This is a genomic window from Pseudoalteromonas sp. P1-11 (assembly GCF_001399995.1).
In the GTDB taxonomy this organism is placed as follows: Bacteria; Pseudomonadota; Gammaproteobacteria; order Enterobacterales; family Alteromonadaceae; genus Pseudoalteromonas; species Pseudoalteromonas atlantica.
In genome coordinates, this window is sequence record NZ_LJSP01000002.1 from 257,465 (window position 1) to 270,746 (window position 13,282).

At 41.8% G+C, this 13,282-nt stretch carries 10 protein-coding genes; 7 read left to right on the forward strand and 3 right to left on the reverse strand.

Annotated features, from left to right (window positions below; all coding sequences use genetic code 11):
• The first annotated feature begins 21 nt into the window (after window positions 1-21).
• From rluD to clpB, 3 genes are all read left to right on the forward strand, one after another.
• Window positions 22-999 (forward strand): 23S rRNA pseudouridine(1911/1915/1917) synthase RluD, encoded by a 978-nt coding sequence (gene rluD / locus AN390_RS03865; protein WP_004587336.1) that lies wholly within the window; start codon window positions 22-24, stop codon window positions 997-999.
• Window positions 999-1,730, forward strand: coding sequence for a peptidoglycan editing factor PgeF (gene pgeF, locus AN390_RS03870; protein ID WP_055253021.1), 732 nt, complete (start codon window positions 999-1,001; stop codon window positions 1,728-1,730). Before rluD ends, pgeF begins: the two co-directional genes overlap by 1 nt.
• A gap of 97 nt (window positions 1,731-1,827) precedes the next feature.
• Window positions 1,828-4,404 carry an ATP-dependent chaperone ClpB gene (gene clpB / locus AN390_RS03875; protein WP_004587334.1) on the forward strand — a complete coding sequence of 859 codons (2,577 nt, stop codon included), beginning with the start codon at window positions 1,828-1,830 and terminating at the stop codon, window positions 4,402-4,404.
• Between the two features lie 46 nt (window positions 4,405-4,450).
• On the opposite strand, the gene AN390_RS03880 is transcribed toward clpB, so the two are convergent.
• Entirely contained in the window at window positions 4,451-5,998 is a 1,548-nt protein-coding gene (locus AN390_RS03880) for a methyl-accepting chemotaxis protein (protein ID WP_055253022.1), read from the reverse strand.
• 608 nt (window positions 5,999-6,606) lie between these two features.
• Here AN390_RS03880 and gshA point away from each other — a divergent pair.
• Entirely contained in the window at window positions 6,607-8,193 is a 1,587-nt protein-coding gene (gene gshA / locus AN390_RS03885; RefSeq protein WP_055253023.1) for a glutamate--cysteine ligase, read from the forward strand.
• A 137-nt stretch (window positions 8,194-8,330) separates the two neighbouring features.
• The gene (locus AN390_RS03890) at window positions 8,331-8,942 is read left to right on the forward strand and encodes a transglycosylase SLT domain-containing protein (protein WP_024031857.1); all 612 of its coding nucleotides are present in this window, start codon (window positions 8,331-8,333) and stop codon (window positions 8,940-8,942) included.
• A gap of 60 nt (window positions 8,943-9,002) precedes the next feature.
• On the opposite strand, the gene AN390_RS03895 is transcribed toward AN390_RS03890, so the two are convergent.
• Together AN390_RS03895 and AN390_RS03900 are read right to left on the reverse strand one after the other, a co-directional pair.
• A complete protein-coding gene (locus tag AN390_RS03895; RefSeq protein WP_004587330.1) occupies window positions 9,003-10,271 on the reverse strand; it encodes an HlyC/CorC family transporter in 1,269 nt (422 codons plus the stop codon).
• A gap of 61 nt (window positions 10,272-10,332) precedes the next feature.
• Complete coding sequence (locus AN390_RS03900; protein WP_024031858.1) at window positions 10,333-11,139, reverse strand: inner membrane protein YpjD; 807 nt, start codon at window positions 11,137-11,139, stop codon at window positions 10,333-10,335.
• A gap of 253 nt (window positions 11,140-11,392) precedes the next feature.
• Between AN390_RS03900 and ffh the strand changes: the two genes are divergently transcribed.
• Both ffh and rpsP read left to right on the forward strand, forming a co-directional pair.
• Window positions 11,393-12,772 (forward strand): signal recognition particle protein, encoded by a 1,380-nt coding sequence (ffh, locus tag AN390_RS03905; protein ID WP_024031859.1) that lies wholly within the window; start codon window positions 11,393-11,395, stop codon window positions 12,770-12,772.
• A 250-nt stretch (window positions 12,773-13,022) separates the two neighbouring features.
• Entirely contained in the window at window positions 13,023-13,271 is a 249-nt protein-coding gene (gene rpsP / locus AN390_RS03910) for a 30S ribosomal protein S16 (protein ID WP_004587327.1), read from the forward strand.
• The last annotated feature ends 11 nt before the right edge of the window (window positions 13,272-13,282 follow it).

A 13,282-nucleotide genomic window follows, 5' to 3' on the forward strand; every position in this document is an offset into this window, starting at 1 on the left:
GTAAATTGGGTAAAGTTACTAATGTCAGAACAAATTTCACTTCAAGCCGAGGTTCCTACCGAGTTAGGTGGTAAACGTCTAGACCAAGTATTAGCGCAATTGTTCCCTGATTATTCACGTTCACGTATAAAAACATGGATATTGGATGATAAAATCACCGTTGACGGTGAAATCTATAACACACCTCGAGAAAAACTACTCGGTGGTGAAGTTGTAAATGTTGAAACCAGCATTGAAGCACCACGCGAATACGAAGCACAAGATATCAAATTAAACATTGTTTATGAAGATGATGATATTTTGGTTATCAACAAACCTATGGGCCTAGTCGTTCACCCAGGTGCAGGTAACCCAGATGGCACAGTGCTAAATGCATTGCTGCATCATTTTCCGGATATTATTAACGTACCGCGTGCTGGTATTGTGCACCGTCTAGATAAAGACACCACAGGCTTAATGGTGGTGGCTAAAACTATTCAGGCGCAAACACACTTAGTTAAAGCACTGCAAAAGCGCGAAAACTTCACACGTGAATACGAAGCTTTATGTAATGGTACCATGACCGCAGGTGGCATGGTTGAAAAGCCGATTGGCCGTCATCCAACGCAGCGTACACACATGGCAGTTCACGAAATGGGTAAGCCTGCTATTACACATTACCGTGTTGCTGAAAAATTCCGTGCTCATACACGTTTACGCCTTCGCCTAGAAACCGGACGTACACACCAAATTCGTGTTCATATGGCGTATATAAACCACCCGTTAATTGGCGATAGAGCCTACGGCGGCCGTCCGCGCCCACCTAAAGGTGCTACGCCAGAGCTGTTTGAAATGTTACGTACATTTAATCGCCAAGCCTTACACGCAGTAAAATTGAGTATTGCGCACCCTATTACGGGCGAGATGATGACCTGGCAAGCGCCTATTCCAGATGACATGGTGGCAATGACTCAGGTGCTTAGAGAAGATACCAAAGCTAACCCTAACATAGAGTATTAATGGCTTTTTTGTCAGCACCTTGGCCTAATTTAACCTCGGTAGGTACGCTCAGTACCACCCGAGAAGGCGGCGTGTCAAAGCCGCCTTTTAATAGCTTAAATTTAGGCCTACATGTTGATGATGATCCAGAGCATGTGCTAAAAAACCGTGCTTTGGTTGAGCAATCCCTGCCAAACCCGCCACTGTGGCTTAATCAAGTGCATAGTGGCGATGTGCTCTGCGTTGATGCAGATTTTAATTTTCAAACATTACACAGTGCTGATGCGTTGTATACAAAAGTTAAAAATCAGCCTCTTGCTATTATGAGTGCAGATTGCCTGCCTATTCTGTTTGCAAGTCATGATGGCCATGAAGTTGCAGCAGTGCATGGTGGTTGGCGCGGCCTTGAAAAAGGGATCATAAAAAATACGCTTGCCTGTTTTAGCGCGCCTAGTAAGCAAATATATGCGTGGCTTGGGCCTGCTATTGGTGCTGAGCAATTTGAAGTTGGTGCCGAGGTTGCTACGCGATTTATTGCAAAATCCTCGTTGTTTAAAGAGGCGTTTAAATTACAAAGCAATAATAAATACTTGTGCGATATTTACCTAATCGCTCGCATTGAGCTTGAGCAATTAGGCGTTATTAATATTAGCGGAGGCGATTATTGTACTGTTTCTCAGCCATCATTGTTTTTCTCTTATCGGCGAGAAGGTAAAACAGGACGTATGGCAAGTTTGATCTGGCGCAAATAAAACACTATTTCCCCACAATATTCTTCTTAACACCTTGAACAATTCTATTAACATACCCATTTATTAAGCAATTAGTTTATTAAATAGGTAAACCCTCATGCGTTTAGATAGATTCACAAGTAAATTTCAATCTGCGCTTTCAGATGCTCAGTCGCTAGCATTAGGGCGCGATCATCAATTTATTGAACCCGTACATTTAATGTATGCGCTTTTACAGCAAAATGGCTCTAGCGTACGCGCCTTGCTTGCCCAAGCAGGCGTGAGTGCGGATGAGCTCAACACCAAGCTTTCTCAAGAAATAGAAAAACTGTTTAAAGTCGAAGGAGTAGGGGGCGACGTACAGCTTTCTAATAATATGGCTTCGCTTATTAACTTATGTGATAAGTACGCGCAAAAGCGTAAAGATAAGTATATTTCGAGCGAATTATTTGTATTAGCTGCCTGTGACGACAAAGGCCCTTTAGGTGATATTTTTAGAGCGCTTAATATCACTGCAACTAAAATAGAAAGTGCCATAAAAGCAATTCGCGGTGGCCAAAAGGTCGATGACCCTAACGCCGAAGAAACCCGACAAGCACTTGAAAAATACACCATTGATTTAACCGAGCGCGCAGAGCAAGGTAAGCTCGACCCCGTTATTGGGCGAGATGACGAAATCCGTCGCACGATTCAAGTTTTGCAGCGCCGTACTAAAAATAACCCCGTGCTTATTGGTGAGCCAGGGGTAGGTAAAACGGCCATTGCAGAGGGGTTAGCGCAGCGCATTATAAATGGCGAAGTGCCAGAGGGCCTAAAAAGCAAGCGTGTTTTATCGCTAGATTTAGGCGCGCTGGTGGCGGGTGCTAAATACCGTGGTGAATTTGAAGAGCGTTTAAAATCGGTGCTCAACGAGCTGGCTAAAGAAGAAGGCCAAGTGATTTTATTTATTGATGAAATTCACACTATGGTGGGCGCAGGTAAAACCGACGGCGCTATGGATGCTGGCAATATGTTAAAGCCAGCGCTTGCTAGAGGGGAGCTACACTGTGTGGGCGCCACTACGCTTGATGAATACCGCCAATACATAGAAAAAGATGCCGCACTTGAGCGTCGTTTTCAAAAAGTATTGGTTGAAGAGCCCTCAGTTGAAGACACCATTGCCATTTTACGCGGCTTAAAAGAGCGCTACGAGTTACATCACTCGGTGGATATTACTGACCCGGCAATTGTCGCCGCTGCGCATTTATCGCACCGTTATATTAGTGACCGACAATTACCAGATAAAGCCATTGATTTAATTGACGAGGCTGGCTCGTCAATTCGTTTGCAAATAGATTCTAAGCCTGAGTCTTTAGATAAGCTTGAGCGCCGTATTATTCAATTAAAACTTGAAGATAACGCTTTAGCTAAAGAAAAAGACGATGCAAGCCAAAAGCGGCGCAGCGAAATGCAGCAACTCATCACCGACTTAGAAGCGCAATATCGAGAGCTTGATGAAGTATGGAATGCAGAAAAAGCCTCGTTACAAGGCACGCAAGTAATTAAGGCTGAGCTTGAACAAGCGCGCCTTGATTTAGAGGTTGCCCGCCGAGCAAGCGATTTACAGCGTATGTCGGAGCTGCAATACGGAAGAATTCCAGAGCTTGAGCGAAAACTTGATTTAGCCTCGCAAGCTGAAATGCAAGAAATGAGCTTACTAAAAAACCAAGTAGGCGAGGACGAAATTGCAGAAATACTTTCTCGTTGGACCGGGATCCCTGTATCGCGAATGCTGCAAGGTGAGCGAGAAAAACTGTTAAAAATGGAAGAGCAACTTCACAGTAAAGTGATAGGGCAGGACGAAGCAGTTGTTGCGGTCGCGAATGCGATACGACGCTCTCGTGCGGGGCTTGCCGATCCTAATCGACCAATAGGGTCATTTTTATTTTTAGGACCAACTGGGGTGGGTAAAACAGAGCTTACTAAAGCGCTTGCAGGTTTTATGTTTGATACAGAAGATGCCATGGTGCGTATCGACATGTCAGAGTTTATGGAAAAACACGCTGTAGCACGTTTAGTGGGTGCGCCTCCCGGTTATGTTGGTTACGAAGAAGGCGGTTATTTAACCGAAGCCGTTCGCCGTAAGCCTTATTCTGTAATTTTGCTTGATGAGATAGAAAAAGCGCATCCCGATGTATTTAATATTTTATTGCAGGTACTCGATGATGGCCGCCTTACTGATGGGCAAGGGCGCACGGTTGATTTTAAAAATACGGTTATTATTATGACCTCAAATTTAGGCTCAGATATTATTCAAGAGCAAGCGGGCACGAACGACTACGCAACGCTTAAGAGCAAAGTTATGAATGTGCTCGTTAATGAATTTAGGCCAGAATTTATAAACCGTATTGATGAAACTGTCGTATTTCATCCACTTGCCAATGAGCATATTAAAGAAATTGCCGATATTCAGCTTGTTAAATTGCGCGAGCGTTTAACAGAAATGGGCTACTTATTAGAGATCAGTGATGCGGCGCTTGAAAAAATAGCCTCTAGCGGGTTCGACCCTGTTTACGGTGCTCGGCCATTAAAACGAGCTATTCAGCAAACAATCGAAAACCCACTGGCTCAGCAGCTATTAGGGGGAGAGTACAACCCTGGCGATATTGTCGTGATAGATGCAAACGAGCAGGGCCTGATTTTTTCAAAACGCTAATCTAGACGCACAATAAGCCGCCAAGCAGGCGGCTTATTGCATTGCTTTATACTTTAAATGTATAAAGTAGGTTGTTTACTTTTTGAGAGCCGGCAACTAATTCTGCGGCATCTTTAGCAACGTCAAAACTTAAAGCTAAGTTTTCGTTACTCACCTCTTTTATATTATCTACATTATTAGCAATATCATGGCTCACCATCTGCTGCTCCTCTGCAGCCGTCGATATACTATTTGTTAGCAAAGCTATTTCACTAATTTGATTGAATATACTATCGAGCTCTTGGTGTGTTTGCTCGGTTGTTTGTACGCAGCCCTCAGCTTGTAGTTTTGTACTTTGCATTACCTTTGACCAATTAACCAATGTATCTTGTATATCTTTAATCGAGCTGTGAATTTGCCCCGTAGCACTTTGCGTACGAGAAGAAAGGGCACGTACTTCATCAGCAACTACGGCAAAACCACGGCCATGCTCGGCTGCTCTTGCGGCTTCTATTGCAGCATTAAGCGCTAGTAAATTAGTTTGCTCAGCAATACCTTCTATCTCATTCATTACTTGGCCTATTTTATCTGCTTCCTGCGCGAGGTTATTAGCCGTATTGGCAGCATGATCTACGTGGGTTGCCAGCTCCGATACCATTTTTTTGTTATCAGCAATATGTTGTTTTATATCCGCGCAGCTGTGCTGAGTCGAATTAACTTTGTCGGCGGTAGTTGTTGTACTATTCGAAATCTCACCAATAGTGGCGGTCATTTGCGCCATAGCAGTGGCGATTTGTGTAAGCTGTGTGCTTTGCGCCTCAATGCCTTTTTCGGTGAGCGTCGATTTATCATCTAGGTTTTCAGCAATGTTATTAAAGGCATAGGTAGCATCTTTTACGCGCCCCAATACAGTTCTGAGCTTAGCAAGTAACATTTGCTCTTTATAGTCACTCACACTTAGCGGCGAGTTATCGCAAAAAACATAGCGCGAGATAGAGTCAGAATGCTGTTTATAGGTGTTTAATTTAGCAGGGGTTGCCACTAGCTCTTGATAATTTAAGGCCAAAATAAACACGCAAATTAATACGTTGATAACCGCTGCCATGGTTGAAAAGGCAAACCCACTCATTATTAGCCAGCTAAATACAACGGCTAACGTAAGCATTTGGCGCAAGTGTGTGCGCTCTTTAAAATTAAAAGCGGCTTTACCGCTATTTAATTTTTCGTATAGTTTATGGGCTGTTAAAACATGTTTTTTATCTGGTTTTGTACGTACAGATTGATAGCCAACTAACTGATCACCTTCAAAGATAGGGGTTACAAATGCATCAACCCAGTAATAGCGCCCATCTTTACATCTATTTTTTACTATGGCGCGCCATGAGTGGCCGCTTTTTAGCGTACTCCACATTTCTTTAAATGCTGCTTTGGGCATATCTGGGTGACGCACAATATTATGATTTTTACCAACGAGCTCCTGGGCATTAAAGCCTGCTACATCGCTAAATGCCTTATTTGCATACGTAATGACTCCTCGTAAATCGGTCGTGGATACCAATTGCTGAGCATCACTAAAGTGAACCTCTTCATTTATTAAGCTTTGATTATGACGCATGTTAGTTTTAACCATCCTTTTTAATTAACTTGTCATTGTATTGGGTAAACAAAAGGAGGTGAAGTAAAGGCGCTGCGCTAAATAAAATTGTCATCAAAATTGCGACTTTTTATGATCTATATCAAATACTGCGTTTAAAATGTTAAAGCTTATGAAGTGAAATCTATTAATTCAGGGTCTTTATGTTTGGGGCGTGAGGGTTTTTGGTGGCTGAATTTACAGCAGTGTGTTTGGTTTTTAGGCAAGGGGTAAGAGCAGGACGCGAAAGCTTTGTTCGGTTTTTACTTATTCTTACATGGATGTAAGTCATTAGAATAACGCAATCGAGCCCATTAGGTTACAAATATCGCGCCGCAATTGAATCGCCCTTAGTTTGGACAAATTTCAATTCACAAAGGCCAACACGCCCTAGCAAAGCGATTGTATATTAGCGTGAGCAGTGGCAAGATTAGCTTGCTGGTTGATGCTTATTGTATCAAGCGCATGCTCAACAGGGTAAATAGCTAAAAATTTTGAAAAATTATATTGTTCTTAACAATTTAATCTTGAGTATGGGCAATTAGCCCCCATAACCCTATGATTAAGCCACGTGGCCGAGGAAGCATTTTTTGACTATACATGATTTATCTAGCGCGCTAAACGCGTTATCAGCAACACCGCATCAGCACGCAATTAAAGGGATCAAACGGGGTATTGAGCGAGAGTCGTTGCGTATTAAAGGTAATGGCGCCATTTCCACTTTAGGACATCCTAAAGGCGTAGGTAGTGCATTAACAAACGGACATATTACTACCGACTTTTCAGAGTCATTACTTGAATTTATTACCCCTGTTAGTGAATCAGCAACAGAAACCTTAGCGCAATTAAAAGACCTGCAAAAGTTTACACTTGAGCACATGGGTGATGAGCTTTTATGGCCCATCAGTATGCCATGCTTTATTGAAGATCAAGATGACATCGTACTGGCTCAATTTGGTAACTCAAATACTGCGCGTATGAAAACCCTATACCGTGAAGGATTAAAAAACCGTTACGGTAGTATGATGCAAGCGATTGCGGGTGTTCATTTTAATATTTCTTTTCCAGAAACACTTTGGCAATCTTTACACACCTTAAAGCAAAGTGAGCAAAGCCTAGAAGCATTTATTTCGGATGGTTATTTAGCGCTTATTCGTAATTTTAAACGCGAGCTTTGGTTAATTAGTTACTTGTTTGGTGCCTCACCTGCATTATGTAATTCTTTTTTACAAGGTCGCAAAACTGACCTACCGTTTAAAAAGCTAGGTAAAGGCACACTTTATTTAGAAGTAGGCACCGCGCTACGCTTGGGTGATTTAGGTTACACCAACAGTGCGCAATCTTCATTACGCGTAATGTATAACTCGCTTGATGAGTACGTTGCTGGGCTTAAAAAAGCAATCAACACGCCTTCTGACTTATACGGCGATATTGATGACTACACCACAGCAACACCTAAGCAGCTTAATAAAAATATTCTGCAAATCGAAAACGAATTTTATTCGCCGATCCGCCCTAAACGTAATGCTAAAAGTGGTGAAAAACCAACGGATGCATTATTAAGAGCAGGCATTGAGTATGTTGAAATTAGAGCGCTGGATGTAAACCCGTTTAGTGAAACGGGCATTGATATAGAGCAAATTCATTTTTTAGATGTGTTTTTAACGTATTGTTTGTTGAAAGACTCTCCAGAAATGCAGTGGAAAGAGCAAGCCCGCAGCACCGAGAATTTAGACACAGTGGTTAATCAGGGGCGTCAGTTAGGTGTTATGCTTAACGACAACAACCAACAGCGTACGTTACAAAGTTGGGGGGGAGAAATTTTTGACCAACTAAGTGAAGTCGCTGAGCATATGGATAAGGCGTATGGGGTGACCTATTACAGCGAAACCATCGCACAAATGGCTACTTGGGTTGATAACCCTGCGCTGACTTTTTCAGGGCGTTATGTGCGCGAGCTAGAAAGTGCGGGTATAGATAACGGTTTATTTGCTATTCAATTGGCTAATAAATATAAGCAAAGCCATGCGCAAGCCAACTACAATGTGTTTTCTAAAGAATGGCTAGAGCAACAAGTTGTTCTCTCGGATAAAGCGCGAGAAGAAATAGAGCGCGCCGACAAGCTAAGCTTTACTGACTTTTTAGATGAATATTTTAATGCCAAAGCACCCGCTTAAGTTTTTTTAAGCAAAAAAAACGCAGCCCAAGGTGGCTGCGTAAATATTCTTCAGGGATGAAACAATGCTATACTGCTGCATTCATATACTCAGACCCACGCTTTTTTAAAAAGTTCAGTGAGATAGATCTTATAAAAATGAAAAAAAATGCAATTATTTTATCTTTTGCCCTCTCTTTAGCTGGGTGTGCCACTGCGCCGCCAAAGCAACCTAATGATCTTTGTAAAATTTTTGAAGAAAAGTCAGATTGGTACTTTGATGCAAAAGATGCACAAGAAAAATGGGGCTCACCTAAACATGTTCTTATGAGCATGATGTACCAAGAAAGTTCGTTTCGTCATGATGCCGCACCACCCATGGAGTATTTTTTATGGATAATTCCTACTGGGCGTGCCAGTGATGCTTACGGGTACTCACAAGCAAAAACTCCAACTTGGTCTGACTATATTCGTGAAACGGGTAACAGTGGGGCTGACAGAGATGATTTTGACGATGCAATCGACTTTATGGCATGGTTTGTTTATAAAACACATAAAGTAAATGGTATCTCTAAATGGGATGCTTATGCCCAATACTTAAATTATCACGAAGGGTGGGGCGGTTATAAACGCGGTACCTATAAAAAGAAAAAGTGGCTAATGAGTGTGGCTAATAAAGTAAAACACCGTGCAAGCCGTTATGGTGCGCAGCTTAAACGTTGTGAAGAGGAGCTTGATAAAGGCTGGTTTGAGCGACTGCTTTTTGGCTAACAACATATCTTAAAAGCAAAAAAAGGAGCCAAGGCTCCTTTTTTAATGCATTATTTACACTTACAACTTACGTTGATTTGGCTTAATTTTTACCTGTTTTATCATATTCTCTTTTACCTCTAACACCTCAACAGGGTAGCCGGCTATTTTAAGGCTTAAATTAGCATCTGGAATATCTTCTAGGTATTCCACAATTAAACCGCTGAGTGTCTTAGGGCCATCAAGAGGAAACTCCCAGCCCATCTCTTTGTTTAAGTCGCGCACGTTAGCGCCGCCATCAACAAGGTAAGAGCCATCGCTTTGTGTGGTCACTTCTTCACTTGGCGTACGTGTTTGCGTGGTAGTAAAATCGCCAACCACTTCTTCAAGAATATCCTCAAGGGTTACGAGACCTTGTATGTCGCCATATTCATCAACCACTATACCAATACGTTCTTTTGATTGTTGGAACTTTAATAGCTGGGTATTTAGGGATGTCCCCTCAGGAATAAAGTAAATCTCACGTACAGCACGCAATAATGACGGTTTATCAAATTGCTCTTTGGTTAAAAGACGAAGAGCGTCACGCGAATGGATAAAACCTACCGCGTCATCAATATTGTCGCGATAAAGTAATACACGGGTGTGCTGAGCATGAGTTAATTGGCGGCTAATGAGCTTCCAATCGTCGTTAATATCAATCGCCACTATTTCGTTACGAGGGATCATAATATCTTCAACGGTCACTTGCTCTAAGTCTAAAATAGAGGTCAGCATGCTTTGGTGACGAGCTGGCAGTAATGCGCCTGACTCATTTACCACTGTTTTAAGCTCTTCTTTACTCATGCTGTGCTCATCTATTTGTGCTGAGCTGATACCAAATAGACGTAAAATACCGTTGGTCATCCAGTTAACAACAACCACGAATGGGAATAGTATTTTGAGTAACCCTTTGAGAATAATAGAGCTTGGAAAGGCTACTTTTTCAGGGTACAACGCAGCAAGCGTTTTTGGGGTTACTTCTGCAAATATTAGTACCACTAGCGTTAACACACCGGTTGCAATACCAATACCTAAATCACCGTATAAACGAATACCAATGATAGTGGCTACCTGGGCGGCAGCGATATTTACAAGGTTGTTACCAATTAATATTAGGCCAATGAGTCTATCAGGACGGCTAAGTAATTTACTGACTCGTTTAGCTGCGCGATGTTCCTCTTTTGCAAGGTGGCGCAAGCGTATACGATTAATTGACATGATCCCGGTTTCTGAACCCGAGAAATAAGCAGAAAAAAGCACCAATAAACCTAAAATGATAAACAAGGTACTTGTCGATATGTCGTCCAACGATGGATCCTTTTTTTATAAACCAATGCGTATTAAGCTAGAGTGAGCTGACAGAGTCAAGTTAAAACTTATTTAACACCACTTCTTGTATAAAACGGCTGCCAAAATAAGCAAGTGTGAGGATAAATGCAGCGACCATGATGGTAATAACCACAGGTTTACCACGCCAGCCTTTTTTCATGTGCCCAAGCGCAACAGTGACAAAAATAACCCATGCGACAAGCGATAAAATGGTTTTATGGATAAATTCTTTTGCAAACATCCCATCTAAAAACACAAACCCTGTTAATAAGGCAAAGGTAAGTAACACCGTACCTAAGTTTAATAGTTGATAGAGCTGACGTTCTACCACCATTAATGGTGGTAAATGGCTATGCACAATTGCTAAATCTTTACGTTTTAAGCGTTTATCAATAAAGTAAAACTGCACGCCGTATAAAGTGGCAATAATTAACACGCAATATGCTAACAGTGATAGCGATATATGTGTGATAAGGCCTATTTCAATATTAAAGCTTTGTAATAAAATATGGTGCGGTATAAACAAACTCGCAATGGTGAGTAGGGCTGCAAAGCCATAGACGACCGGTAACAGCAATGTAGCAGGGAACTTTAACGACACCGCAGTAACCGACACCACAATAACCCAGCAGGTCAGCAGTGCAACATTAACAATACTTAAATCTTGCCCGTCGGAGCGAAACACCGAATTAACCAACAGCAGCATGTGCGCTAGTATAGCCACGGTACTTAAAATAACCGTTACCTTTTGGCTAGGACCTTGTTGATGAAACAGGCGTGTTAACACGTGAGACGTTGCTAACACATAAAATAAACTGGCAATAATAGTTAAACTAATAATCAGCATTGTGCTTGGGCCACTTATAATTAGAGTCAAATAATTCTTGTTGTTATAAGCACATTGTATTTTATAGCAAAGCAATTGCATAGACCTAAAAAAAGAAACTCAATAAGCTGTGCTTCAATACTGTATTGTGCGCCATCATTTACGGTATACTGTTTTTAATTGAAATTTAATACTATTGCTCCCATCTAATAAGTAAAATGCAAATAAGCGTGAGCTTATTGGGTCAATATAAACGTCTTATCGGAACCGTTACATGTTTGAGAACCTCCAAGAACGATTAGGTAAAACCTTAAAAAATATTAGTGGCCGCGGCCGTTTAACAGAAGACAACATTAAAGACACGCTACGTGAAGTACGTATGGCGTTTTTAGAAGCTGACGTTGCGCTGCCTGTTGTTCGCGAGTTTGTAAAGCAAGTTAAAGAACGTGCCGTAGGTGTTGAAGTAACTAAAAGCTTAAGCCCTGGCCAAGTATTTATAAAAATAGTGCGCGAAGAGCTTGAAAAAGCGATGGGTGAAGCCAACGAAGAGCTTAGCCTAAATGCACAGCCGCCAGCCGTTGTTATGATGGCTGGTTTACAAGGTGCGGGTAAAACAACCAGTGTTGGTAAGCTTGCTAAGTTTTTAAAAGAGCGTAAGAAAAAGTCAGTGCTAGTTGTTAGTGCCGATGTATACCGTCCGGCTGCTATTAAACAGCTTGAAACACTTGCCAGCGAAGTTGACGTGGATTTTTTCCCAAGTGATATTTCGCAAAAGCCAGTAGATATCGCCACCGCTGCTATTTCTCATGCTAAAAAGAAATTTATAGACGTAGTTTTAGTCGATACCGCCGGCCGTTTGCACGTGGATAACGAAATGATGGGCGAAATTAAAGACCTTCATAAAGCAATCAACCCAATCGAAACATTATTTGTGGTTGATGCAATGACGGGTCAAGATGCGGCGAATACCGCTAAAGCATTTGATGAAGCGCTACCTCTAACCGGTGTTATTTTAACTAAAACAGATGGTGATGCACGCGGTGGTGCTGCTTTATCTATTCGTCATATTACCGGCAAGCCAATTAAATTTATGGGTGTGGGTGAGCGTACAGATGCACTAGAGCCGTTCCATCCCGATCGTATCGCATCGCGTATATTAGGCATGGGGGATGTACTTTCATTAATCGAAGAAGTCGAAATGAAAGTCGATAAGGAAAAAGCAGCTAAGGTCGCTGAAAAAGTATTTAAAGGCAACGGCTTTACCCTTGATGATTTTGCAGAGCAATTAAAGCAAATGAAAAATATGGGTGGCATGATGTCGATGCTAGATAAGCTGCCTGGTATGCAAAACTTACCCGATGCTGTAAAAGGCCAAATGGGTGACAAAACCTTCATTCAAATGGAAGCAATCATCAGCTCTATGACCAAACAAGAGCGTGCGCGTCCTGAGATTATTAAAGGCTCTCGTAAAAAACGTATAGCCGCAGGCTCTGGTACACAGGTACAAGAGATAAATAAACTGCTAAAACAGTTTACGCAAATGCAAAAAATGATGAAAAAAATGAAAGGTAAAGGCGGCATGCAAAAAATGATGCGCGGCATGAAAGGCATGTTACCACCTGGAATGATGGGTGGCGGTGGCCCTAAATTTTAATGTAGCGCTTAAATAGCCGCTATATAATGTATAACAAAAGGGCTAATTGGCCCTTTTTTGTTGAATAAATTATGCGCGTGGTGCATGATAATCTATTAATTGTGGCTCAGATCACAGTTTAACCTACTAAAGTGGCTTTTTGCTTCACTTCTTACTTGCATTGTTGCTAAAAACTCGTACAATTCCCCAGCTCCCCATACTGGGGAGTAAATCTTATTAATGAAAACAGTCAATCTATTTAGAGGACGGTATGGTAACTATTCGTTTGCAACGTGGTGGCGCTAAAAAACGCCCTTTCTATCAAATTGTGGTTGCGGATAGCCGTTTCTCGCGTGACGGTCGCTTCATCGAGAAAATTGGTTTCTTTAACCCAATTGCTTCAGGTCAAGAAGAAAAACTTCGTTTAGATTTACCTCGTGTTGATCACTGGGTAGGTCAGGGCGCAGGTCTTTCTGATCGTGTAGCTAAGTTAGTTAAAGACGCTCGTAAAGCGGCTTAATAGGCGTAAGT